14 protein-coding genes are annotated in these 26,899 nt (G+C 48.6%); 1 reads left to right on the top strand and 13 read right to left on the bottom strand.

Annotated elements, in window-relative coordinates; genetic code table 11:
* Nucleotides 1-120 precede the first annotated feature (120 nt).
* The 7 genes from RCO25_RS09615 to sigK all read right to left on the bottom strand — a co-directional run bounded on the left by RCO25_RS09615 (nucleotide 121) and on the right by sigK (nucleotide 17,743).
* Entirely contained in the window at nucleotides 121-1,731 is a 1,611-nt protein-coding gene (locus RCO25_RS09615; protein WP_308995926.1) for a response regulator, read from the bottom strand.
* Between the two features lie 5 nt (nucleotides 1,732-1,736).
* On the bottom strand, nucleotides 1,737-3,473 hold the full coding sequence (locus RCO25_RS09610) for a sensor histidine kinase (RefSeq protein ID WP_308995925.1): 1,737 nt from the start codon (nucleotides 3,471-3,473) through the stop codon (nucleotides 1,737-1,739).
* A 169-nt stretch (nucleotides 3,474-3,642) separates the two neighbouring features.
* On the bottom strand, nucleotides 3,643-5,190 hold the full coding sequence (locus RCO25_RS09605) for a glycoside hydrolase family 28 protein (RefSeq protein WP_308995924.1): 1,548 nt from the start codon (nucleotides 5,188-5,190) through the stop codon (nucleotides 3,643-3,645).
* Nucleotides 5,191-5,268: 78 nt separating this feature from the next.
* Nucleotides 5,269-7,836 (bottom strand): exo-rhamnogalacturonan lyase family protein, encoded by a 2,568-nt coding sequence (locus RCO25_RS09600; protein WP_308995923.1) that lies wholly within the window; start codon nucleotides 7,834-7,836, stop codon nucleotides 5,269-5,271.
* Nucleotides 7,833-8,906: a glycoside hydrolase family 88 protein gene (locus RCO25_RS09595; RefSeq protein ID WP_308995922.1), complete on the bottom strand. Its 1,074-nt coding sequence runs from the start codon at nucleotides 8,904-8,906 to the stop codon at nucleotides 7,833-7,835. The genes RCO25_RS09600 and RCO25_RS09595 overlap by 4 nt, the downstream gene beginning before the upstream one ends.
* 187 nt (nucleotides 8,907-9,093) lie before the next feature.
* Nucleotides 9,094-15,951: an Ig-like domain-containing protein gene (locus RCO25_RS09590; protein WP_308995921.1), complete on the bottom strand. Its 6,858-nt coding sequence runs from the start codon at nucleotides 15,949-15,951 to the stop codon at nucleotides 9,094-9,096.
* A gap of 1,090 nt (nucleotides 15,952-17,041) precedes the next feature.
* Nucleotides 17,042-17,743 carry an RNA polymerase sporulation sigma factor SigK gene (sigK, locus tag RCO25_RS09585; protein ID WP_053374990.1) on the bottom strand — a complete coding sequence of 234 codons (702 nt, stop codon included), beginning with the start codon at nucleotides 17,741-17,743 and terminating at the stop codon, nucleotides 17,042-17,044.
* A gap of 766 nt (nucleotides 17,744-18,509) precedes the next feature.
* Between sigK and RCO25_RS09580 the strand changes: the two genes are divergently transcribed.
* Nucleotides 18,510-19,742 (top strand): nitrate/nitrite transporter, encoded by a 1,233-nt coding sequence (locus RCO25_RS09580; protein WP_308995920.1) that lies wholly within the window; start codon nucleotides 18,510-18,512, stop codon nucleotides 19,740-19,742.
* 313 nt (nucleotides 19,743-20,055) lie between these two features.
* On the opposite strand, the gene RCO25_RS09575 is transcribed toward RCO25_RS09580, so the two are convergent.
* Genes RCO25_RS09575 through RCO25_RS09550 form a run of 6 tightly spaced genes read right to left on the bottom strand, consistent with a single transcriptional unit; the run spans nucleotide 20,056 to nucleotide 26,893 of the window.
* Entirely contained in the window at nucleotides 20,056-21,471 is a 1,416-nt protein-coding gene (locus tag RCO25_RS09575; protein ID WP_308995931.1) for a sulfatase family protein, read from the bottom strand.
* Nucleotides 21,452-22,396, bottom strand: a complete 945-nt coding sequence (locus RCO25_RS09570) for an AraC family transcriptional regulator (RefSeq protein WP_308995919.1) — start codon at nucleotides 22,394-22,396, stop codon at nucleotides 21,452-21,454. The genes RCO25_RS09575 and RCO25_RS09570 overlap by 20 nt, the downstream gene beginning before the upstream one ends.
* Nucleotides 22,397-22,441: 45 nt before the next feature.
* The gene (locus tag RCO25_RS09565; protein WP_308995918.1) at nucleotides 22,442-23,860 is read right to left on the bottom strand and encodes a sulfatase family protein; all 1,419 of its coding nucleotides are present in this window, start codon (nucleotides 23,858-23,860) and stop codon (nucleotides 22,442-22,444) included.
* Between the two features lie 55 nt (nucleotides 23,861-23,915).
* Nucleotides 23,916-24,467 carry an adenylyl-sulfate kinase gene (gene cysC / locus RCO25_RS09560; protein ID WP_308995917.1) on the bottom strand — a complete coding sequence of 184 codons (552 nt, stop codon included), beginning with the start codon at nucleotides 24,465-24,467 and terminating at the stop codon, nucleotides 23,916-23,918.
* A 30-nt stretch (nucleotides 24,468-24,497) separates the two neighbouring features.
* Complete coding sequence (locus RCO25_RS09555) at nucleotides 24,498-25,502, bottom strand: Gfo/Idh/MocA family protein (protein ID WP_308995916.1); 1,005 nt, start codon at nucleotides 25,500-25,502, stop codon at nucleotides 24,498-24,500.
* Complete coding sequence (locus RCO25_RS09550) at nucleotides 25,499-26,893, bottom strand: sulfatase family protein (protein WP_308995915.1); 1,395 nt, start codon at nucleotides 26,891-26,893, stop codon at nucleotides 25,499-25,501. The genes RCO25_RS09555 and RCO25_RS09550 overlap by 4 nt, the downstream gene beginning before the upstream one ends.
* Nucleotides 26,894-26,899: the final 6 nt, after the last annotated feature.

Below are 26,899 nucleotides of genomic sequence, written 5' to 3'. Positions count from 1 at the left end.
GTATTCCTCGTGATTATTCTGGTGATTCATAAAAGTCAAGCGTTTATCAGCGATTATTACAACAATTTTCCAACTCTATATCTTTCCCATTTAAATGGAACGAACTGCATAAGTCATGTTTTATTGTTCTCTATATTTCTGAGGGGTACAAGCATAATACTTCTTGAATACACGGATAAAATAAGACGTATTCTGATATCCGACCTCTTCGGCAATGAATGCGATCTTGTGGGAAGTGCGCTTAAGCAAATCTGCGGCATGCTCCATCTTGCGCCGGTAAATGTAGCTGCTTACCCCTTCTCCGGTGAGATCCTTGTAGATCGAGGATAGATACGCCGGATGCAGATAGACATGATCAGCGAGCGCCTGCAGCGAAACATCCTCTCTAAGATGCGATTCCACATACTGATGGATCTTCTCCGCAATTTGGCCGCGCTCATCCCACTCATCCACTTCGAGCGATTCTCTGATCGTGTGAAACGTTCGAATCGTCCAGCTCTGCAGCGCGGAAAGTGAACTAGCGATCTCCGAGAAATCCAAACGGTATACCGTTTCGCCCAATATCTCCTCAGGCCGTTTACTCGACTTGTGAATAATGTAGAAGAATGCATTGGCAATGGAATGATACGCCTCCATCAGATGTCCTGCTGTGACCTGCTCACGCTGCTCGAAATCTCGCATGATCACCTGCAATTTGTCTTCGCAACGATCCCAATGACCGGCTTCCAACAGATGCTGCAGGCTGGGCGGTGCATAGAGATGCTCCAAAACCGTCTGTTTATGGTTCTTGATTCCGATAGCTTCCTCAGAACTTACCAACAAACTATTCTTGGTCTTGACATGAGTTCGCAATTTCTGAAGAGCCGCTTCATACATGTCTGGGATATCATGAGGAAACTTACCGCTGCCACCGATCAACACGGAGATACTCCCATCCAGATATTCCGGGACAGTATCGAGCAGAGTACCCGCTGTCTGTTCGAGACCGGCAATCCCATTCTCCGCGGAAAGGCTATCAGCCCCTCTCGGCTTTACAATATAGACGCGGTTTCCGAGTTCATCCTTGCCGGAGAGAAATTCGAATTGTTGACCTAGCAGCTCGGCTGCAATATTGTCTATGGCGAAATCAAGCAGCTCGGCAGAATTGCTGAACTTTCCGAATTCACCATCCAATCGTACCACCATTAGACGGCAATCATCATCTTGCTCTAGCGGCAGCTTGATCTGTGCCTGCTTAGCTCGGAGCATCCCGGAATCCGGAACTTGTCCGCGCAGCAGGCCGCGGATAAAATTCTGACGAAGTAGAGGCTCATGCTCACGAAGAGATCGCATCGCGTTCTGAACAGAGGAGATTTCCTCCCATTCAGCACGAATCATCTCCGCAACTTGCACGATCACTTTAAGCACCTCATCCGCGCGAGCTGGTTTAAGCAAATAATTGACAGCATGATGTTGCATGGCCTGTTGTGCATATTCGAAATCGGCATGACCGGATAAGACGATACTCTTGACTTTTCGAGCTTCCAGCTTCCGAATTAGTTCGAGACCGGACATGCCCGGCATTTTAACGTCGGTCAACACGATATCCACCTTTTGATCATCGAGAATACGCAGGGCTTCTGGGCCTGAGTAAGCATAGAAGACCTCATCTATTCCCGCTTCCTCCCATTCAACGGCGGCAAGTAAATAGTCGATTACATAGGATTCATCGTCTACCAGCAACACGTTCACGTTTCTCAACCTCCTTCCGGAATAATCGTTCCCAGTTTCAAAATAATGCGGCAGCCCCCATCCGGAGATGTCGAAATTTCGAGCCCTGCTCCTTCACCGTATAGCAGCTTCAGACGCTGATTCACGTTATTCATACCGCAGCTCTCCGAGCTGTGAACCAAGGAAGTTGCCCACTCCACATCGAGCTGCTTTCGCTTGTCTTCCTGGATTCCGAAACCATCATCATCGACAAAGAGCTGCCAGCCCTCGCCTCCGACACTGCTGCCAATGCGAACCGTGCCCTTGCCTTCCTTGCCTTCTAGCCCATATATAATCGCATTTTCCACGATCGGCTGCAGAATCAATCTTGGCACTTGAAGATTCAACAGCCCTTCATGCACCTCAATATGATAATCGAACCGTTTGTTACGCAGCTTATGAATGCGAAGATAGCTCTCCACCACGTTGAGCTCTTCCTCCAAGGATGCCGTTCGTTTGTCGACATATGTCGCATAACGGAAGTATTGAGCTAGATTCATGACCATATCCGATGCCGCTTGACGTTGATCCAGATGAATCATGCTTTCCACGAAATAGAGAGAATTGTATAGAAAATGAGGATTAATCTGGGACTGTAGTTGCTTTAGCTTCGCTTCGCGCGAGCGAATCTGCTCTAGATACACCTTCTCTATTAATTCCTGAATAGTGCCTGCCATGCGGTTGAAGGATTTGAATAAATAAACAAAATCATGCGCTTTGCCGATCTCCAAGCGCACCGAGTATTCTCCCTTTTCGAATCTCCTTACCCCACTTAACATCTGCATCATGGGGAATTGTACATGACGGAAAATGAGATAGCCAGCGCCAATAGCGAAAATTAGTAGTAAGATTAACAGAACATAGAAAATAACCTGGCCTCGCTTAATCGGTGCGTATATTTCCTGCTGTGGTGACATGGTGACTAAATTCCAACCTAACACCTCGGAGTGCACAAAATTTACGAGATATGCGATATTGTTGATCTCCATAGTCGAGCTTCCCGTCTCGGCAAATGAATGAGACGCGTAATAATTCTCCCACAGCTCTAATGTCTCCTCCGGCAATTGGCCATCCATAATGACAGGCTGCCCCGGCGTGTATAGGAATATCTCGCCTTGCCGCTCGTTCTTGAATTGCTTCAGCATATCCGTTAACGTATCAACGGATATTCCTACCTGTACGACCAATAGTGGTGAATAATCTTCATTTTGGGAAGAGTACGGATATGTTATATTCCAAATGAAAAATTCTTTATTCATCGGGCCAACTAATGTCTCTTCGACTTGCCAGCCTGGAATTGCTTTAAGCGTTCCCGAATAAATATCTACATTTGTGTCTGAGAAATTGGTATAAATACGCATTTGATTCCGTGGCGAAAGAACCGCCAGCCAATCATTCCAATCATTATTGTTATTCAGATACATCAACTTCTCCAACAACTCGTTTTTCAGTTGAAGACGTTCCCATTCGCTTAAAAGATCATAGTGAATGAGCTGCCGCACATCCTTGTCTTGTGTCAGGAATGCCGCATTTTGCTTTAGCCTTTCAAGGCGCGCTTCGACCTGGCTAACGAAGAACTCGGCATGACTCATGTTCTGCGCCTCAATCCGATCGGTCAGATTGGCCTGCATCTGATAATTGGAGTATGTGTAGACACCCAATATGGGAACGAACAAACAAATGATCAACAACATAATGCGTCGAAATACGGTTCTATGTTTCATAGTTCCTCCAGGGGAAACCTTTATTCGGAATATTATAATGGAAAAGTCCGTGTGGAGATAGGATAAATTGTTTGGAACATATTCATTTCTAAAGCTTCTTTTCCTGTGGAGGCATAAACACGGCCGTAAAGGAATCAATTAATCCTTCACGGCCATATTATTGCGCTTATCAATTGTCGGTATGCTCAACCTGATGAAACTTGACGTTCTCATCCTCTCGTGACTGGACAAACACATTCTTCATGACAAGACCTTTAATGTTGAATGCTTTATGCCCATACTTCCCGATAGCCTGAATATTTTCCAAGCGAATATGCTGCAGCGGACTTTCCGGTAAGCCTGCTAAATATATGACATTACCGGCATGAGTGTCCATCACTAAATTCTTCAGCTCAATATTCATAATGATTGAGGTCCCATCATTGATTTCCTCTGCCTTATCCACATCAAATAGTAAGTGACTGTAGAATTGATCAATATTAATGGCCCCTCTAAACCACTCGCAATCTTCATGTTCAAGGCTGTAATTGGTGAGTCTGCAATCTTCAAATCGGATATTCTCAATCACCGCTCCTCTTCCTCTCGGCGCTTTCACGGTGGCTATGCTATATACGTCTTCAAATGTGCAGTCACTTACACGCACATTTCGGACGTCACCGGACATCTCGCTTCCGATCGCAACACCGAAGCCGCTTTTGAAGGCACAGTTTGTAATTCTGATATTTTGAGAAGGAATTCCTACCTTTCTTCCTTCTTCGTCTCTTCCTGATTTGATGGCAATGCAGTCGTCTTGGCTGGCGATCATGGAGTTGAAAATATAGACGTTGCTTGAAGAATCCGGATTTAATCCGTCTCCATTAAATACATCTTTGTATCTCCTGCCGTGCTCATCGCTTTTCGTATATATTTTTACATTATTAACGCTAATATTATTGCTGTAGATCAGATGCACGCACCAAGAGGGAGACTGCCTGACCGTAATATCCTTCAGATAGATATAATCCACACTTCGCAGACATACCGCTCTTCCTCGAAAGCCATTCTTTTCGGCCATCTCATGCTTGAATAGCAAAGTGCCGTTGGCATCGATTTTCCCTTCTCCTTCTATTGTAATTCCTTCAAGTCTTCCTTCATCGCAATCTTTTGTGTTCACCAGACTTGCATAGCAGACCTGTTCTCTTCCTTCCCATCTATACTTCATTAACGGATAATCGGAAGGATCGTCGCTCCCAAGCAATACACCGCCTTTATCGACATAAAGAGTCATGTGGCTCTTCAAGAAAATGGCGCCTGTAACGAAAGTACCCTCGGGAACGTACACCTTGCCGCCGAACGTACACGCGTCAATGGCTGCCTGGATTGCTGCCGTATTAAGAGTCTCGTTGACCGCTACAGCCCCGTACGCAGTAATATCGAATATCTCGGCCTTCGGCTTTGTTGAAGCTTTTATCGTAGCGCTTGGTAGTGAAACTACGCCACTCTTGGATACAGTGCATACATGCACTTCATACTCATGCGAGGGTTTCAGACCTGTTATCGTATAATCCGTACACCTGCAGATTCCGTGAATGCTTCCATTCACATAGATGCGGTAACAAGCAACCTCTATCGGATTGTTCGATTTATCCCATAGAATGGCGATGCTTGTATCTGTTTGAGAAGCTGGTGGCGACAACAGGTTTTGAGGTGATAAGTCCGTGTCTAAATAAGGTTCCATCTTCATCATCCTTTACTTTAATACCCTTTTTCATAAGGAATCGCCTGTTTGCGGGTCTAATGGAATCTTTTCGGGAAGCTACTCGCTAAAATCCATTAGCTCCCGCAATTTCGCCGTCTCGATATAGTTTAAGCTCCACTGCGAGATGCCATTCGTATTCGCAAACTCCACTTCGCTAATAGGACGGACTGATTCCGTTACCGGGATGTCATTATATATGAGATGACCTTGTTCATCGAAGCGGCCAGGCGTATTGGAACTGAGATCCGCCTGCGCTTCGAGCATGGCGATCGCCTGACGCATGCGTTCAGGTTTTTTGAACCGATAACCGGCATAAGCGACCATCCGAATCGCGAACCGAATGCCTTCCCAAGCTTTGTCGTTGCTTTCGTTGAACAATCCTTGCGATTTTTCCTTGCGCTCGTCGGGGGACATCGCATAATAGTCTCCAAACTGCGCCAGCATTTCTTTGAATTCCTCGTCCTCGATCAGTTCCGCCAGTTCAAACCATGTTTCGGGTGCGCCAAAGCAGATCACCATATGGTATTGGTAGTTTCCCTCACCGATATAATGCATGTAGCCCGTAGACGGATCATACCGGAAGGTAGAACCGGATGAGAGCCGATTCGGCGCCATCTTGATGCTGCTTATGCCTGCCAATATTTTGTCGCGATAGCGGGTATCCTGGTAACGTTCCCAACGCGTCATCCAATTGGAGACGAAAGAGGACCAATCCGGTCCCGTACGTGCATTCTTCATTACGCCGTCTTCCGGCTTTTGGTCCTCACGCGCGACAAAGTCGGCATCCTTCACGGAATCCATAATATCCCCGATCCGATCATCGCCGGTCAAATAATAGAAGAACCGATGATGGCCGGCCATGGAAATGCGGACTTCTTTCCATCTGCAGCCCCAATGGCGAACGTTATGACGGCTGCCGAGTCCCGCATAAACGCCCGAGTGATAGATGTCGACCTCGCTCGTATGCCGTGTCATCGCGCGGGCGAAGCGGTATATGCTGTAGTCTCCGGTTCGGAGAAAGGCTAACCAATTGACGTAAGTGTTGCAGAGCTCCGTATTTTGCCAAGCAAAGCCGCCGACATCATACCTCCAACTGTGGCGAATCGGATCGTAGGTATGCATGACGTCGCCGTAATCCCAGAAACCGTACCACTTTCGCTGCTCCGTTTCCTTCATGTAATAATCGAGGAATTCAAGCAAGGCTCGTTCATGCGCAGCATTCTGGTACTTCTCGTCCTTCGGCTGGCACCAGTAGGTTCCGAAGACGGTCGTCTCCTCATAAGCAGCTAAATCGGCTATCAGAAGCGAATCCGTCTGAACGTCTTCGGCGAAATCAAGAATGAGTCGTTTGCCAGGCATTCGATCAAACAACTTGATTAAGATCTCATTCGTATTGGCGATGCCCTCCGGGTGATTATTAATGTCTCCGTATGAGAACTCATGCTGAACCGTGTCATACGCCCGGAAGTCGTATGCCTCTGCATATTTACTCCAGAGCCATACCGTCATGACGGGCGTGTCTTCCGCAGCATTCGAAATTTCAAGCGCCATCGGGCATTTCTGCCAGAAATCCTTTACGGCAGCTGCAATAATCGCGCTTTCATCACCAAAGAACGCCGCCCCCATGGATCGATTGCCTTGTGCGGCCGGTATGAACGCACATCCATGTCTCGTGCTTTTCGTGATCGCATAATGGTCACAGGCATGCTGCTGCAGCCTGAAATTGCTCCATGAGGCATTGTCCCGGACCTGTTCGATCAAAGCGGCATCCGATTTGGGATCAATGGTGACGAATTGAGCTTCGATCTGTTGTTTTTCATATAAGGGATGAATGCCTCGATAGGTGTACATCGGCTGTACCGATTCATAGAACATGCCCGTGTCGCCGGCGAAACCGACATGCCGGTTCCATAGTTCCCCACTTGCTTGCATACGAAACTGTACAGCCAATCCTTTCAAGAAATCGACGTTCTCGTCCGCGTCGAATACGAAGCTGTGGACGATACGGATTTCGTCGCTGTCCGCGTATACGTATAATCGGATGACGAACGGAAACATGGTTCTCAAACGATTCGTATGCTTGTGGCTGCCCTCAATCTTGACGACAGCTCGAATTGGACCGTTTTCCTCCAGAGTTATTTTCTCCGCCATGCCGATCATCTTATGGGTCTTAACCGTTTCAACCCCGTCAAGCTCTTCCCTATTCTCGATAAAAGCGTATAGTTGTGCGGACATTGGTTTTTGCGCGGTCCTTTTGCGGATCAGAGAGGGGATAAAGGTTTCTCCCTTCATGACCATGAGCGAGAGAAGATGGCTTTCTATCGTAATAGATCCATCCTCATTCTGATTTACGGCTATTGGTGATTCTGTCTTTACTCCGCTGCCTTTGCCAATGCTATAAGACTTGCGCGTATCCAAAACGCCGCTATGCAGAAGCCACTTGACCGAGCCATCCGGCCAATACGCATTTATTTTGGTTTGCATGGGTACCTGGTTCCCGTTATCGTCCTGCAGGGCCACTTCCTCTCCGGGCATCAGATCTCCCTTTCCCCAAGGAGTGCCGAAGTTAACTGACGCTTGAGGTGCCTTTCTTGGCGCCAGCCATCGCAAATCCAACTTGGTCATCGTTCTCCCTCCCGTCCAAGCAATGCTTCGGAAAGGAGCATTAGTACAATGCCGGCATTATATTGTCTAGACTGATACGGCACTTTCAAATAACCCTCCCGCTCCTGGCAGTCCGTACCTCCGGAAGCATGAAGCACCGTACCATCCTCGTCCAGATGATTGGTCAATATCTCGTTCGTGACCTGCTCTCCCCATATGCGGTAGGACTCCTCTAGCAACCCGAGTCTATGGCCTTTCATCGCGGCATAAGCGAACAAAGCCGAGGCACTTGTTTCCAGGTACGACTCCTCGAAATCGAGCAGCGTTCGAAGCATGCCGTTCTCCATGCGCAGATGAATTGCGCTTTTCATATGTCGTTTGAACAGCTGAGAGAAGCGTTCCGTATCGTAAGCTTGTCCGTGAAGAATGTCCAGCAGCTCGACGATACTGACGACAGCCCAGCCATTTCCGCGTCCCCAATGCTCGCCAAGAGTTGTCTTCTCCAAGCAGTGGTAACCATGATAGAACAAATCGCAGGACGTATCGAATTGACAATCGATATGAATATCGAACTGCCTTAAAGCCTCATTGATGCATTCGCCGTCCTGCTCGCTGACACCGTAACGAAGCATAAAGATACCCGTCATAAACAGCGTATCGATCCAAAGTTGATTTTTATAGTCATCTAGGCCGCCAGCTCCAGGGCCCCATACATGAGCAAATCCGCCATTCGTAGTCCTTAGCGCCCCGTTTACGCACCAGTCCGCAACGTCCCGGCAGTTTTGAAGATATGCCGTATCTCCCGTAAGCAGATGGACTACATGGAGCACGTTGGCAGGGATGACCCAGTTCACCGAACCATAGCGAATTTTACCGGCATTAATCTCAGCCCATTGCCTTAGAAAAGCCTCGTACCTTTCCTGCTTCGTCCCTTCATAAGCTTTAATGACGCCGTACATCCCCACACCTTGCGTCCACTCCCAATAATGAACGTTATCACCCATATCTTTTGGTTCCCGGGACAACTTTCCCCAAACCTTATCTATTCCCGACTCAATTGCGCTTCTCTGCAAGCTAATACCTGTATTCATGAGTATCCTCCCTTGTTCATTCCACTCCTGCCTTCATTGTAGAATGATCCTGGAAACGAGAATATGATAAATCCTTTAGCCGATGCTCTTATTTAAAGAATAAATTCGGATAAGGTGGCAATCTATTGGAATCATCACATAAAAAGCCCCACATCGCTTTGAAGCATCTGATGTGAGGCATGTGGAATTAAAGACTCAATAAACGATATACAACGACTGCGGCCTGTGCCCGGGACGTGAGTTGCTCAGGCCCGAAAGCGCCATCTTCAAACCCATTCACAATGCCGATTGCTTGCAGGCTTTCTACCGCTTGCAACGCATATCTGGCAATGGTGCTTTGATCTGAAAACGTCGACGAATTATTCGCCTGATCGAAGCCGCTTGTTCCCGCAAGCTGAATGGCTCGGTATAGCATGACCGCCATATCTTCCCGTGTAATGGCATCATTAGCTCTAAATTGTTTATTCGACTTTCCGTATACAATTCCGAGCTGGTATCCGGTCGATACCACATCATAATACCAGTGGTCTGTCGTGACATCCTCGAATGCCGCCGCTGTTGCTCGAGTTGATGTCAGATCCAACGCATTCAGAATCATCTTCAGGAATTCCGCACGGGTAACCGAGCGGCCAGGCTGGAATGAATAAGTGGATACGCCGCCAATTATTTCTTTGGCAACCAGAGATTCAATCATCTCTCTAGCCCATGTTGCGGATTCCATATCTTCGAACAAGCTTGGTACATAAGCGATTGCGTAACGGCTGAAATGCTGCGGCTGGAACACAATTTCTGTCGTTTCGGCATCATAGTGACTATTTTTTACGACATTCAGCTTCCCGCTATCGTCTACGTAATAAACAACTATGCCGCTTGGCGTTTCTCCCGCTTGAAGGGCATATGTCACCTTGACCGTAACGTTGTTGGCGAATATCGGTGCATGACCATCAACCAACAGATTAAAGTCGTACACCGGATGTTTGCCGATTATAGCTGCCGAGTCGGCAGACAGCGATTTCACATCAACCTTATGCATGGTGAAATTCAGTTGACGGCTTCCTTCTGACAATATTTTGGACGCCTCATCTACAGCGATTTCAATCCATACAGGACCATATTCAATAACAATGGTGGAAAAAGTTTCCTCTCCCTCCAACAGCCGTTGCACAGGCATCGTTAATTCCATCGAATTGTTCGAAGTTTCCGAAACAATATGGATATGCAATACGCCATTTCGGCTTTGCTTGACGATACTGTCCATATCGGCTTCAGTCAACTGAACTTTGACATTCCCGTCTTCGTCCAGAGCGGCTGTCCAAACTCCTTTCCCGTCGATGATGTCCAAGTTTGACTTCGGAGCAGCTCCATCGCCTGTTGAAGAACCATTATTGCCGCTTGGTGCCGCTTGTACAGTAACTTGAGTTGTAGCAATAAATGATCCGTCTTCCGTCGTCGCCGTAATCGTCGCAGTACCCGCTTGCTTCGCTATCACAAGGCCGCTCGCGCTTACCTCTGCTGCGTCCGAATGGCTTGAGCTCCAGATTAGGGCTTGGTCCGTCGCGTTCGCCGGGGCTACCGTTGCCCCCAATTGCGAAGTGCCTCCCACTTTCAGTGTCAGTTCAGTCGGCGATACGCTTACTCCCGTCACCGGCACAACGCTAGGTTGTAAGGCATCCACCGTTACTTCCGTTGTTGCCGTGAACGAACCGTCTTTCGTTGTTACTGTAATTGTCACCGTTCCCACATGCTTCGCTGTTACAAGGCCGCTCGCGCTTACCTCTGCTACGTCCGAATGGCTTGAGCTCCAGATTAGGGCTTGGTTCGTCGCGTTCGCTGGGGCTACCGTCGCCGCCAGTTGCGAATTGCCTCCCACTTTCAGTATCAGTTCAGTCGGCGATACTCTTACTCCCGTCACCGGCACCGGTAGCTCTATAAAGCTGAATTCCAATGTACGCACTTCTTGTTTCCGGAAAAAATCAACCGTAAATGTAACCGTGACATTTCCAACTGTCTCTGCGGAAAGTTCACCGTTGGCATCAATTTGAGCATTGCCAGAAGTAACCTGCCAATTGTATGAATATATATCTGAAGTGCCATCCCCACCAGTAGCAGTAAAGGTTAATCTAGGAGTTGCATCTAGTGCCAGCATCACTGGTCCGAAATACTCCTCGCCGTCCGCATATACCTGAACAACTTCAGATGCATTCGGTCCTCCTATTGTAAGTTTAACATCCTTGTATACTTCAGGCGCACTGACGGATGATACGCGAATGAAGCCAGCTGCACTTTGAATTGCTTCATAATCACCATAGTTGACTAATGAAGTTGGGTTTACGGTTATCGTACCATTTGGTTCAATTGACAGAACATCCGCTAATTCTCCCAGCGGCGTAAACACCATATTCTGATCGGCAGCTGATGGAAGCACACGAGCATTAATCTTCGCAGTTGCACTTAGAGCATTTTCGACTGGTACCAGTTTTATCCCTTCACTCTCATTCATATTAATAGCTTTCACATCAAATTCAATTTTTTCTGGCTGAATGGATGTCGTGTACACGGCCAAATTATCAATCGTCGTCGTCCATGATGCCAGAGAGTTAAAATAATGTGAGAATGCTACCGCTCCGAAGCTGTTCGAATAATTAACCCTGGAATCCATTGCTAACCCCGATACGGTTGATGTGATGCTAGGGTTATGTTTATCTGTCACTGTAAAGCTGATCGTTCTGGTTTTGAAATTCAAAACCGCCCTCACGTTGTAATCTTTCTTTGCTCCCTTTAGGCCCTTACCTACATTTGCAGTATCCGAATAAGTTCCGCCAGCTCCGCCGCCGCCGTGGATATAATTATAATTTCCATTGACGTCGCCTTTTTTTGTTGGCATTGCCGTTGAGCCATTATACATGTAATAAGTCATTTCATAATCGGTGCCGGATACTGCAGGGAATGCGGCTAATGCCAGATAAGTATTCCCGTTTGCATCCTCAATGGAAACATTTGCGCCTCTTGAACGGTTATCTGGTGTGAAAGAACCAACATTCCAGTCAAAATCGACAACAATCTGATCGCCGCTTACCGGAGTAAACGCTCTACGATTAAGCGTAGGAGGATTCTCCCCTCCTCGCTGGCTTTTTACAGCAGCTTGCATTTTTTGATCGCCGGCTGCATCGACAACTTCATAAGTAAACGTGTTGCTATCTGTAAATCCACCTTTGGAGCCTACTTCGTAGTTTTCCCAATCTTCACTGATATGGGGTACATATACGGTAGCGCTTTCAGTAAAGCCACCATCTAAAGATTCGGCTGTAATCACTGCCACGCCTGGCTTATGTGTTGTAACAAATCCATTTGCATCCACGGATGCGATCGCTTCATTGTTGGAAGACCAGAATACATCTGTATTAGTGGCTTCCTCAGGTGCAAATCTGGCTTCCAGCTTATTTATAGGCTGCCTGTCTCCCTTTGCACTTGAATCTGGCGAGAAATAATTGGATTTTATCCATAATTCATTTGCGGACAGCTCCATACCAGTTGCAGTAATGGATTGATTGACTACAGTTACGACACACTCTGCGGTCACATGGCTTCCGTCAGTCGAAGTAACCATAACCGTACCTGTGCCAGCCTGCAGCCCCGTCACTGTACCATTTTGATCTACGGAAATAATGCCTTCATCCCCTGGCTTCACACTCCATACAACCTCTTTGTTCACAGCGTTATCTGGCAATGACATATGAACAAGTGTTTTGCTGTCTCCCGCAAGAAGCCCTATTTTGCTGTTCGAAAGCAGCAGTTGTTCAACTAATACGTCAGTTACAGTAAGCGCAATAGTGTCCGTTATTGCAGGGTTTGAATCAGAAACAATTTTAATGGTTGCTTCGCCAGGATTAATGGCAGTCACCCAGCCTTTCGAATCCACTTTAGCGATATTTTCGTCATCACTGCTCCAATATACCTTGTAAAATGATGCGTCATTGGGTGTTATTGAGGCAGTCAGCTGCAAGCTCTTGCCTGCACGAATAGAACGATCTCCTTGATTAATGGATATATCTGTAACATCTGTTTGAGTTACAGCCACATTGAAGTTCACAGCAGCTGTTCCGTCATCTGCTGCAGCAGTGATACTTACAGTTCCGGCTCTAGCTGGATTAAGCTGTACAATAGGTTCATAATTTGAGGTAGAGAGCTTATCAGCAAGCGTGCGCATGATCCTGTCATCGGTTTCCCAGGTGTCTCCATACCATCTTGCAATTTCAGGTTCCGATACCTTATATTCAACTGCCTTGTTCGACGGATTACCGGAAAGTACGGTTTTAAATTTTATCTTATCGAATGGTTTTGCATTTATTGTACTTCCTGGTGATATAGTTCCTGTATCCACACTGCTTCTGCCTCTTATTACTTCGTAAGTTATACTAATTCCGGTCGCCTTGTCTGATTCATGAACGGTTACAGTCACTGACTTCGAGATGCTTCCTATTGTTGCTGTTATTAAGGCTGTTCCTGCCGATCTGCCTGCAACAAAACCATAATCAGATACTTCAGCCACATCGGGATTATCTGAAGTGTAATGAATCTTATAATCATTAAGCAATTTATCCACCGGCGCGATAGTTGGCTGCAAGCGACCGACCTCACCAGCTTGCAGCGACAAATTGTCGTTCTGAAAGGATAGGTCGGTCGGTCCCCCTATATCATAATTTGTTCCGTTAAACCGTAACGGATTATATACGGTATCCGACGCTTTTTTGGTATGTCCCCTATGCAGGAAAGCAAACATACTATCCATCATATCGCCGGCTTTGCCGTTGTAAGAGCTGCCCATCTCCTTTATGCTTTCTGTTCCATTGTTAAACAATATGCGTTTGCTGCCTCCAGCAGTTTCTCCAGCTTTGTGGCCAGCTCCATAAATGGATATCGGCTCCGCATTCCAATAGTAAAACCCTCTTGTTGTGCCATATGGATTTGGTATATCAAGCGGAGCCTGTATATAATCCAGCAAAAAATTGTATTGTCCATTTGGAGTAGCATTGTAATATTGTGTCAATGCCATAGTGCTCTCGGTGTCACTAATAGGGGATTCCCGCGTAAATGTAAATCCTGTTTCCACATTAATATAGTCATAATATTTTGTCGCATTATTTTGCATCGCAGCGTTCATCATAACAAATTGGCCAGTCGTTTCACGTCCCCCATAGAGTGAAAATGCCATTCCGTCAAATTCAGCTCCGCGAGTGGCATTCGCCTGGAAAAAACTTGAGATTTGCGCAGCATTGTAACCCGTATTTGTGTGTATGGTGTTGATTGCACCAGGATAGATTTCTTTTGCCGCACGTGTAGAAGCGGTTACTATGGCAGCGTGTTGATTATATTGTGAACCTGACGCTACAGGAAATAATAAGCCGCCATCTTGCTCATTTCCATGCTTCACAGAAATAATATGAACCCCTTCAGTCTTCATTTCGGTAAGAGTATCGTGTACATAGTTATAAACTGCCGTTTCAAGCATCTGAATATCGGGGTTTGACAGCTTACCATCGTAATCTTTTTCAATCCATTCATACGGCATATGCGCCTTGGCGGCACTAATCCATGTATCGCTATAGTGGAAACTAGGCGTATAGGTCATATGTAATTCGGTAGCGCGTTTGCCAAATGCAACACTATGTTTCTTACCGAAGTATCCGGTTACGACTTGCCGGCCGGTAACAGCTTCTCCATTATAACCTAAGGTTTGACTGGATAGTGGCGTTAACGTATTCCAGTCATAAACCGGATTTCCTGCCTTGACCCATATCGTAGTCAGTATCGAATTAACACCATGGTTTGACAGTATTCGCAATGCATCCTGCTGCACGCCATTGGCAAAGTACTTCCCTCCAGCATCCTCAATAATTTGAAGATAGGACATGTCCGCGCCTTTGATGTAATCATTGGATATTTCAAATACGTTAACATTGTCAACGTAAGCAAATTGGTTGCCATTTGAATTCCAATCATCTGCTGGATGAGTATTGTCCGTTTCTTCATAGTTAGGTCTTTGCCATCCGTTTGGATAGGGGTTGTTATCCAGTTTATTTTCATACACGGTTACAGAATCGATATAGTTTTGATCAAATATCGTGTTCGCATATAACTCAGCCTCTGTCTGATTCGCGCCAGTATGAAACGCGATTGTGACCAGTGCGTACCCCTCGGTACTGGCAGGAGCCTGACGCAGAACTACGCCATCCGTTCCTCTGACGCCAAGATTAACACGGTTGCCTAACGATTCCCTTTCTACAAGAACGCCAAACACGGATGTTTCGCTTAAATTGTACTGTTTGGTTGATTTGAACGCGTCTTCCTCATCCACTTTCATCCGAACAGTCGCCACATAATCCGTATCCGGCTTAACCGATACGATTTGACTGACTTCAGACTGATCCGCCAGCTTGACTGCGTTCACGCCTGTGTCGGCATTGCTTGTGTCTATCGTAACTTCGCCTTTCGTCCCCCACTGCTGAAGACCTTCTTCAAAATCCCAGTTATAAACCGGATTGTTATCGTTGGAGTCAAGGGTTATTACAACTTCGTCAACCTGTAGGCCACTTGAGGTTCCCGCATTTACATTTACGGTCATTTGCCCGTTGTAGATCAGCACATTTCTGTGAGATATTTCGCGCCAGGTACTTGAGTCAAGTAATGTATCAATTTTTAGCACCGAGTCAGGGCCACCTGTATCATTAATTGCTAAATTGGCGGTGTTACTGCTTGTAGCACCTTTTACCCACATACTTACGGTATAGCTGCCCTGGGGAATCCCCGTGATTGTCTTGCTTAAAGAAGAACCAGCTCTCATTAGTACATAGTTCCCGCTCTTTCCGCTATCAGCTTGAATCGTGACATTCCCATTTACCTGCCATCCATCAAGATTAGATTCAAAGCCTAAGTTTGCACCTCCTAATTCATCTACTTGCGCATATACAGTCGAAACCGGACTCGTAAAAACAATTGAAAATAATATCAATACTGAAAGCAAGCATGGCAGCATTTTTTTTAACATTAACAATCCTCCTAATTTGAAATAGCACTGCATACCTTTGAACCCGGTCAATCAAGAATAAAGCGTTTTCAAATAACCGCTGTTAACCGCTTACATTCCGAGTATAGTTTGTAGTCAACTTCTTACGATATAAAAAATCTTTTAGATTGTAGTACTTTCTCAGGGTCTTTATTCATTTACTGAACCGGTAAATATTCCTTTTACGAATTATTTCTACAGTAAGAGATGTACAACCATTACTAGTATCTTGGAGATGGAAATAGCCTTATGCGAGGAGTCTTAAATCTCGCAAAATGTCGAGCAGTGGTTCCTTTTTGAATGGCGTGCTCCTAAACATAAAGCAACATCTGACACCTGTGTTCATATCTTATACGACGTACAACATCACCAAGCGTGAGTGTCAGCAACGTGATTTCATGTGATTGCTGCCGTTAAGGCTAATCGAAGAATCTGCCCTTTCACTTCCTGCGCGCGGGCGACCTCCTATGGTAGCCGCTTCAGTCCGATTAAATCCTCAGAAGCCTTGTCCTGTCTGCGTTTTCTCTAATTGCATTCGGATTTAATTGGTTGAAGTATGACAGCGGTGGATAGAGTTTGTCCCAATTCGACACCGGAATAAAGTATAGGCAAACCAATTGGTATCCGAATAACATGACGACTTCGCAATTTTCGCTTCATCTGGCTTCCATGCTTTTTCTGAATTGCAAAAGGGTTAATCCGCAACAACTCTGAATGCTTATCATTTCCTGCTCCAGCAAAAAATCATCTCCAAAAGTTATCGCTATAACTTAATAAAGAGGGAGCATCGCTCCCCCCGACTAGTCTAATCGAACGGCGTTGACAAGAATCCGTTTCCGATTCGATAACCGTTGTTTTCCACGGCTTGTACCAACCTGTTTTTCTTGGACGAGCCATTTCCCATTGTCTTCCCCAAAGTGATTGAGATCGCACAATAAAGTAAGGAACATTTGACAGCAAAAAAACCCTGCTACGCAAGGGTTTTCGTCATTTCAAGTTTGGTGGGGCCTAGGGGGATCGAACCCCTGACCTCATCGCTGCCAGCGATGAGGTCCATTTCCATTACACATTGTCAACGCTTCGCCTTATAAAACTCATGATACAGCTTCATGAGTGCCCGCTTCTCAATCCGGCTCACATAACTCCGCGAGATCCCTAATTCCTTCGCAATCTCCCGCTGCGTCCGCTCATCCCCACCATGCTCTAAACCAAAGCGGCCAATAACAACTTCCTTCTCGCGGTCATCGAGTATATCTAAATTCTTATATATCTTCGATTTCTCAATTTTCAACTGCACCTTATCCACGATATCATCAGCCTCAGTACCGAGGATATCGATCAACGTAATTTCATTGCCTTCCTTGTCCGTGCCAATCGGATCATGCAAAGAAACGTCCTTGCGCGTCTTCTTCAAAGACCGCAGATGCATAAGTATTTCATTCTCGATACAACGAGCCGCGAACGTCGCGAGCTTCGTACCTTTCCCGGTCTGAAAGCTCTCGATCGCTTTGATCAATCCGATCGTACCGATCGAGATCAAATCTTCGAGATCCTCACCTGTATTGTCGAATTTTTTCACTATGTGAGCGACTAAGCGGAGATTATGCTCAATGAGCAGGTTACGGGAACGCTGATTGCCTTCGGCCATCAGTTGAAGATGCTTGGTTTCTTCCTCTTCTTGAAGCGGTTGAGGAAAAGCATTATTTTTGACATAAGAGACAAGAAGTGAAAGCTGTTTAATAAAAAGCGCAATCGCTGAGAACAGTCCAGGCATTTACCGTACACCCCCACGTTGTATTTGCTTAGATGAAACCTCAATTGAAGCTTTATCTAAGCAAACTGAAGTCTGTTCTTTATTGTATGTGGGTAATAGCCTAGAAGTGCATGTACGCTTGAATCAAGACAGAATTCACAGGGTTTTGATAATGTTCGGCTTATAGTCAATGTTATTCCATTCCAGTAAAGCAGCATAGTGCATGGAATCTTCATCATCCGGCAAATCATTAGTAATGATGCGTTTCAGAGTGAAGCCGTTCATCACCTAGAACTAATGTTATATAACTTAACATTAAAATGCTAATATTAAGACAAAAGGGTCAAAATTTGATGATATAATGATTCATCAAAATTTTGATGTTAAGTTTATTGACATGAACAGAAAAGCGATTTATAGTAGCAATATAAGATTTAGCTTAACGGCACAATGACGTGTCAGTTCCGGCGTTGCAGTCTATCCATACAATATTGTAGACGGGTAGGCTTTGTATTTTACAGCGAATATTAATAAAGTCAGTCACGACGGTGTGGCTGCAATGGCAATGAGGCCGATTAACAGAATTCGCATATGTGCGGTTCTGTCAGTCGGCCTCTTTTTGCCTAATGATTGCCGAGAAGTGGAGGGAATACCGGAAATTAAAGAGAGAGGTTGTTAAAAGAATTGATGACAGCACCAGTATCGAATGAACGTGAATGATCCCGGCCAAAGCTATGATTTAGCCGGAAAGAACATCAAGGTTTATTAATTATAGGGGGAATGAAAAATGGAAGCACAAAGTTTTCGTAAGTCTGGCCACTTTCCAAGTTTGTTGTCATCTTTTCTCTATTTTGATGTAAGCTTTATGATATGGGTATTTTGCGGGGCTTTAGCACTCTTCATTACCAAAGATTTTGGTTTGTCGGATACTCAGAAGGCAACCATGGTAGCCATCCCGATTTTGGGAGGTTCCATTTTCCGTATACCGATGGGGATATTGGCGGACCGTATTGGCGCTAAAAAAGCAGGCCTTATCGGGATGGGGCTTACCACTATTCCTCTTCTCTGGGGTTGGCTCGGCGGAACAAGCCTGGTTCAAGTTCAGTCGATTGGGTTCTTGCTCGGTATCGCGGGTGCAAGCTTTGCTGTATCGCTTTCATTGGCAAGCCGCTGGTATCCTCCACAGTATCAAGGTCTGGCGATGGGAATTGCCGGAGCAGGCAACAGCGGTACTGCGCTAGCTACATTTTTTGGACCTCAGATAGCGACAGCCTACGGATGGCACAGTGTTTTTGGATTGGCACTTATACCTTTGATCGCAATCATGATTATTTATGCAATTTTAGCCAAGGATGCTCCGAATGCTCCTGCGCCTAAAACTTTAAAGGATTACCTCAGTGTATTTAAATATGCGGATACATGGTGGTTCTCCCTATTCTACTCGGTAACATTCGGCGGTTTTGTCGGGTTTGCCAGCTACTTCAGCATTTTCTTCTATGATGTGTATGGCGATGGCGTAAACCCAGGCGGCTTAACCAAAATACAAGTAGGTTACTTGGTTACCCTTACAGTCATAGCGGGAAGCTTCTTTAGACCCGTTGGCGGTTGGATTGCGGACAAAGTTGGCGGAATGCGTTTCTTGACCATATTGTTTAGCATAGTTACAATATGCGCGTTTGCGATTGCAACAATGCCTGGTTCATTCCTTCTTATGCTTCTTTATACAAGTGTTATGATGGCTTGCTTGGGTATGGGGAACGGATCGGTGTTCCAGATTGTTCCGCAGCGTTTCTCCAAGGAAATCGGAGTTGTTACCGGGATCGTCGGAGCTGCAGGCGGTTTAGGAGGATTTTTGCTTCCTAAATATATTCTTGGTCCATTAAAAGAATCGACAGGCACTCACGTTACCGGCTTCCTTGTTATCGGATCGATCGTATTAGTTATGACGCTTGTTTTCTTCGCAGTTTCGCGCTCTTGGAGAAAGTCTTGGGCTTCAACGGAATCAGGGGTTAATTTCTAAGCATTCCAGAACTGCCTATCACACAAAGAATGTAATCAATGCCATAATAGGGATAGAAAGGGACAGTCCGAATTTATTCGGCTGTCTTTCTTTCGTTTAATATCCAGAGATAGTTGGCATTTTTCTATAGCAGGATTATGCACCAATACATCGAGAGCCGCCTTTGCGACATGTTCTACTGATCGTGAATTTAGGTTTCGGCTTGCTGCCATAGCTGACCAGCAGCCTTTTGAGCTTCGGCGAAGCCGTAAATCCCAACGGTCTAAGCACAACTACTCAAATCATTCATTCACAAGGATATCTGCAGTTTTCTTCATGTCCCGCCCAGCTTAGCGCCTTGCAGCAGTTGACGGCGTGTCCATTCATTGGCGACGATCGCATCGCCGTCCAAGGACAGCTGCTCGTATAGCCGTCTCCTCAGCACAGCGAGCAGTTCTGCATGATCAGCCTTCCCGCTCAAGTTCGTCAGTTCGCCAGGGTCGCCGGCCATGTCGTACAGCTCGTCGACGTCCGATAAATTCCAGATGTATTTCCAGTCTGCTGTGCGGATCATCCGAAGCGTGTACAACCCGAACTGCTGGCCGTTATAGGTCGATACGACGGCGTCCCGCCAATCGGCCGGCTCCTCCCCAGCCAGCAGCGGCCCAAGTGAGCGGCCTTGCAGATCCCCAGGATCACGCGATTGCAAATCGAGAAGCTCCAGAATCGTCGGCGGCAAATCCAGAAAATTGTAGACGAACTTATCGCATCCCCAGCCTGGTACTGCCTCCCCGCCGCCCGGCATCCGAACGATGAGCGGCACCCGTACAACATCGTCGTACATGATGTAGTGCTTATCCATCATGCCATGGGAACCGCACATGTCACCGTGGTCTGCGGTAAAGATCACAATGGTGTCGTCCGCCATGCCTAGCCGCTCCAGCGTCCCCATCACCCGCCCGATCGCATCGTCGAGCTGACTGATAATGGCGTAATAACGGGCAACGATCGGCGCCCAATCCTGCCAGCCGTAACCGGCGACGCCCCAGCTCTGCAGCTGTTGGCGCTGAATGTACGGCTTGCCGGCAAATGTCTCGCGGAAGCCTGCCCATTCTGGAATATCCGCGGCATCGTACATCCCTGCGAAGGGAACCGACGGTCGGCAGGGCAAGTGGGGTTCGCTGAAGTGCAGCGCCAGATGCCAGGGCCGTCCGTCATCACGCAGCCGCTCCAGTGTCTCGCCCGCACGCGCGGCAAACCAATGCGTCTCCGTGTCCTCCTGCGGCAGCGGGCTCTCTTCCCCGAAGAATCCGTTCTCGTAACGGACGTCCGGATGCTTCTGCGAGACGAAGTCACGATATTCTGCTTCACTGACGTACGACTCGTAACCATAAGCCGTAGGGCCGTGCATCGGATTAACACCCCATTTGCCCAAATATGCCATCGCATAGCCACTTTCCGCTAGCGCTCTCGTCCACGTATAGGATTCCGGCGGCAGTGCCGCCACAGGCAGGGCACCGCTATAATTCCATAGGGCGCCGAATGTCTCCGGCCTCCTCCCACGCAGAAGAGACTGCCTAGCCGGCGAACACACCGGCAGCACGGAGTAGGCGTGGGAGAAGGAGACTCCCTGCTCAGATAGTCGGTCCAGGTGCGGTGTGCGAACCGGATATTTGCCGCTGAAGCCTACGCAATCCTCTCGTAATTGGTCGGCCGTTATTATCAGTAAGTTAGGCCTCCGTTCTCTCATCGAGTCTGGCATGCGTTATCGGCTCCTTTCCTTCCCACTGATCTTGTGAGCCGGTCCTGTATTCGCGCGGCGAGCAGCCGGCATAGCGGACAAACAGTCGGCTGAAGAACGATGGATCGTCGTAGCCGACCATGGTCGCGACGTAGATGACCTTCTCGTCGGACTCCAACAGCATCCGTTTCGCCCGCTCGATGCGAATTTCGTGCAGCAGATCGAATACGCTCTTGCCAAACTCCTCGCGCACCAGCCGGTTCAGCTGCCGGGTGCTGACATTGAACAGGCCGGACAGCGCCTGAAGCGTAATTTTTTTGTCGAAATGACGTTCGAGATAGCCGGAAATCCGTCTGGCCATCATCACTCTTTCCGATTGGCGGGGGGATCTATGGATACGATGACTTTGCATATAGGCGTAATAGCGGGACAGCAGCACAAGCAGCTCCACCATCTGCAGGCGGATCAACGTCGTGTGGCCAGATCCGCGACTGCTGAACTCGCGGATCATGCTCTCCAGCAGCGCCAGCACGGACGACGCCTCCTGGCCGTTCAGATTCAGGTAATGGTTGAAGCGGACATCCTGCTTCAGGAAGGGATGCACGTAGAAGTAGTCCATCGATGCTGTTATTTCCAGCTCCTGAAGCAGCGCATCGGGAATAAAGGACGGCATGAACAAGCAATTGATGATTTCCATATGCCCACCAGGCTTTACGGAATAGGCATGTGTCTCGCCGGGATTGATAATAAACACGTCGCCCGCATGAATGTTGTAATGGTTGCCTTGGAAGATATGGACGCCTTGCCCTTGCACCACGTAGACGAGCTCAATGAACTCGTGACCGTGTTCGGCAATGGAAGTTTGCACCGTCCGAGTGATCCAGAACGGAAATTCATCCTTCATGTAAGTATTGCTTCCCAGAATTCGTTCCATCCTTCATCCCCTCGCCTCATTATCGGAACAAGATCCGATGATCGGTTAATGCCGCCCCTCAGCCGCCTGATCGAATCGCTCACGGCATGGATCCTGAAACCATTCGTCCCACGTCATCCCGGATGCCGCCAGAATCTGCTCAATGCGCCTGCGGAACGGAAGTCCCTCCTCGCGGAGCTGCCGGTCCTTCGGATCCTCACGGCCGTTCAGCTTCGCCTCCACCCAGCTTTCCAGCTGCCGTTCCAGCTGGTCGGCGAGCTCCGGCTCCCGCTCAGCGAGATTCACCGTCTCTTCTGGATCGGCATCCAAATCATATAACTCTCTTGGCGGTCTAGTAAAAGGCCCCGCGTCGTACGTGCGGATAAATTTGTAGCGGTTCGTCCGTACGCCGCGCGCTGCCTGCCATGCGCATTCACTCAGGTAAACAGCTTCGTGCGTACCGTCCATTTCGCTGAGTATAGTTGGCCATAAACTTCGGCCGTCCATTGCGGGCGGGTCTGCAACCTTCGCAAGGTCGACGCCGTCTGGCTTTTCACTGCGTATCGCTTCCAGCACTGTCGGCATAATGTCCACCTGCTGCACAAGTCCCTGCACCCTGCGTCCCTCTGGAATACGACCCGGCCACCGCATAATAATCGGCACATGGACGGTCGGCTCGTACAAGCCGCAATGATCCCAGTAGATGTCGTGCTCCGTCAAACTTTCACCATGATCGCCAAACAGGATCAGCAGCGTATCCTCTTTAATACCCAACTTCTCCAACTGAGCATCGAGTTCCTTCAGACGATCATCAAGATAACGGATTTCTGCGTCGTATAGCGCGTCGTAGTAGGCGCTGTCGGTGACCGGACCGACAAGATCGTAATGGTGATGCTTAAAGAAAGGGTAGGCGGGATGGTTGTACGCCCGTTCCATGCTTCGGTTGTCCGGATCATACGGATCCCGCCCCGCTTCATAAAAGTCCGGAATATACGATTCCGGCGGCAAATAAGGCGTATGAGCGTCCCAATAATGAAGGAACAAAAAGAATGATTCGTCCTTGTGCTCCGCCAGCCACGGCAATGCCAGATCATTGACGGTCCGGCCGTCGATCCAGCGATTGCCGCCAACGCTGTTCGTATAGTAGCGGTAGCCGCGCGCAAACCATTCCTTAAGCTGGTACAGATTGTCCACCGCCGACGTCGTGAAGCCTGCGCCGCGCAGCAGGTTAGGCAGCCATGGGATCGATTTGGGCAGATGCGTCAGCTCTGAGCCGTGGGAGACGATCCCTGTCGTAAGCCCGACTTTGCCGGTAAAAATGCCGGTATGCGCCACTTCGGTTGGAATGTCGGCGGCATAAGCGCGTTCGAACAGCACACCTTGCTCGGCGATCCGGTCCAGATATGGGCTCGTCGGCTTCGAATAGCCGTACCCGCTCAACCTTGAGGCGCGAAGCGTATCCAGCGATATCAGTATGATCTTCATTGTATGCCGTCTCCTTCGGGATGTCCGGTGATCCGGTTATCAATCGCCACTCGGGTTATGCTCTTTGCGCTGCGTGCATGAACCGTAAATTGGCATGCAGCCAGCCGATCACGGCCTCGCTGTTATCCTGCAGCGAGGCCGAAGCCGTGTCGATCACGATGTCAGGGGACTGCGGTACCTCGAACGGATCGGAAACACCGGTAAAATGACGCAAGTCACCGTTTCTCGCCTTGGCATACAAGCCCTTCACGTCACGCCGCTCGCACTCGCCGATTGGGCACTGCACGTATATTTCCACGAATCCTGGCAGCTCCGACCGGGCGTAGTCCCGCATTTCCTGGTAGGGGGTAATAGCGGAGACGAGCACATCCACGCTGTTGCGAGAGAGAAGCTTAGCTAGGTACACGATCCGTTTGATATTCTCAATCCGTTCCTCACGGGAGAAGCCTAGCCCTTTGCAGATCGTCTCTCTAAGCTCGTCGCCGTCCAGCAGCTCCACGTTCCGTCCTTGCTGCAGCAGCTCCGCCGCAACATGCCGGGCCGTCGTCGTCTTGCCCGCTCCCGACAATCCCATGAACCATATAACCGAACCGTGTTGTCTGTCCATGTTGATCGTCTCCTCTCGCAGAGTTTTCGCTTATCCGTTCGCGGGTACGTCAACGGGCATACCGCCGGACTGATGCGAACGAATAGCGGCTTCGATTACTTCCTGTGCGGCAAGAGCATCCGCTCCGGATGCCTCGATTGCCTCCGGCGCATCGCCTGCCTTGATCTGCCCGATGAAACGATTGATTCGATGTGTAAACGTATCATTGAAGCCCTGCATCCCGCCAAACAGCGAATTGCGGACTACGGTCAACTCGTCGGATTGATGCGGATAATACGTCAAACTTTCATACACGTTGTCGATAACGAATCTGCCTTCGTTGCCTGCCACCTCGCAATATTCGATCGGATGGCGCATCGACATGTCGTAGCTGCCGGTCAAGTGGCCGACCGCCCCGGATGTAAACTCCAGATTGACAGATGCGGTCGACCAGCTCTGACGGCCCGGCGCCTTGGTCATGAACGCCTGCACCCGCTTTACATCACCGGCAAAATACCGCATGACATCGATGGAGTGGGGATGCAGAGCACGCATGTGCAGCCACTCCGTATCCTCTTGCGGATTCTGAATGGTTAGCCGCATATTGAGAAAAAGAAGGGAACCCAGCTTGCCCGCTTCCATCATTTCTTTCGCCTTGTAAGCAGCCGGCGTAAAGCGGTGATTTAAATTACAGGCGAGCCGGACGCCCCGTTCCCGGGCGGTTGCGACAAGCGTCCTTGCTTCCTCAATCCGGTTTGAGATCGGCTTCTCCACAAGGACGTCCTTGCCGGCGATGATCGCGATCATCGCTGGCTCGAAATGATGGCTGCCCTTCTCCACACCCGCTGTTGCAACCGCCACTACATCGATCTGCTCTTTAGCTAGCAGTTCTCTCAGGTCGGTATAGGCGGGAACGCCATGTTCAAGACCTGCCGCCTCTGCGCGTTCCGGCATCAGATCGCAGACAGCCGCAAGCTCCGTGTCCGGGTGCTGCCGGTAGGCGCGACAGTGGATTTTCCCGATATTGTTGACCCCGACGACCGCAACCCGAATCATTTGGATGCCGCCTCCTCCTTGGTTTGGAGGGAGCGTGCACTGATAATGTTGCCGATATGCAGCGACTCGTATGCCTGCTCGGACGAGGTGAACGCCACTCCCTTGCCATGCCAGTTCAGATTCGTATAGATAGGATTGGTACGGCCCGTTTGCTCTTCACGTCTCGCAATATGTTCTTCCATCCGCTTCGTCAGCAGCGCGACGACCTCTGGCTCCTGCTCCGACACATTGTTGTTCTCCTCGGGATCTTGGATCAGATTGTACAGCTCTACCTCCGGCTTGAAGTGGAAGTCTGGTTCAAGCGCGCAGATCAGCTTCCATTCCGGTGTCCGCCAGCCGTGCTTGCGCATCCACGTGCATTCTGTAAGATACAGCTCACTGATCCTCCCCGCATCTTCGCTCGCAGCCGGCTCTATCAGGCTGCGTCCGTCGAAGGAAATACCGCTGTCAATGCCAATCAGGTCCAGCAGCGTCGGCATAATATCCGAGATTACCGACACATCCTGGGTCCGTGTTCCCGCAGGGATGCGTCCGGGGAACTTGATGATGAGCGGCACGACAAGCGTACAGTCATACAGACCGTGATGATCAAAATAACAATCATGCTCATACAGCGTCTCGCCGTGATCCGACGTGATAACGACAAGCGTATCTTCCTCCAAACCGAGCGCGGTCAGCTTCTCGAAGATGCTTTGGATACAAGCGTCCATATAAGCGATTGCGCCATCATATTGCGCACTGACATATGCTTCATCAGTGACGCCTTCCGGAATCCACGACTTCAGAAAGTCGGCAAACGGCTTGAAATCGTAAACCGGCGCCATTGAATCGTTGGCAGGGTCCTTCTCGTCCTTGCCGTAGAACATCCGCTCGAACGGTGCAGGCGGCAAATACGGCGAATGCGGATCCATATGCCGCATGAACAGAAGGAACGGCTTATCGTCTGCCGCAAGCCGCTCCAGCTCCGGAATTGCGACGTCGTTCAGGTTTTGCGCCTTAGACGTGCGTCCCGACTCGTCGGGAACCCAAGATTCATAATCGAGATACGTTTGGAAACCGCGCGATGACGGATTGCCCGTGAAGCCGACGCACGAAGTATTATAGCCGTTCTCAGCGAGAACCTCCGGCAGTGTTCTGACGTGACCGCCGAGCGGTCCTTCATGGCGCAGCGCCACAACGTCGGTGCCGAAAACGTCCATGCCTGTCAGCATCGATGCGTAAGCCGGCGTTGTCGGAATGCCCGGGCTGAAATGCTTCTCGTACAGAACGCCCTGAGCTGCAATTTTATCAAGATGCGGAGTAGTCAGCCTTGAATAGCCGTACGCACTCATATGATCCCGACGAAGGCTATCTATGCCGAACAGCAGGATATTCGGTTTTTTACTGGCCATATTGAA

Source organism: Paenibacillus sp. LHD-38, from assembly GCF_031157315.1.
Taxonomy (GTDB): Bacteria; Bacillota; Bacilli; order Paenibacillales; family Paenibacillaceae; genus Pristimantibacillus.
Note: the sequence above shows the minus strand (reverse complement) of the source record. Positions and strands in the feature narration are given on the sequence as shown.